This window comes from Gilliamella sp. W8136 (assembly GCF_016101285.1).
GTDB classification, from domain to species: Bacteria; Pseudomonadota; Gammaproteobacteria; order Enterobacterales; family Orbaceae; genus Gilliamella; species Gilliamella apicola_N.
On the sequence record NZ_JACFQU010000073.1, the window covers coordinates 1 to 242 of the forward strand.

Here is a 242-nt window from a genome sequence, read left to right on the forward strand (position 1 = left end):
AGTTAGCGACCGAATACGGTAAAACCCAGCTTAACATCGGGCATTTAGTTGACCAAAACAAAGAGCAGCGTGGTGAGGGATTTGAGCTGCGCACCGATGAGTGGGGTGCAATTGCTGCCAATAAAGGTTTATACATCACCAGCCAGACCGAGCCAAGGCACAGGGTAAACAACTGGATATGCAAGGTGCCATTACCCAGCTTGAAAATGCTTTATCAATTGCTAAAGCACTGCAAAATGCAG

At 47.1% G+C, this 242-nt stretch carries 1 pseudogene; it reads left to right on the forward strand.

The features are described from left to right. Nucleotides 1-242 (forward strand): annotated as a pseudogene (locus H3T96_RS14695) (type VI secretion system Vgr family protein); the annotation flags it as partial.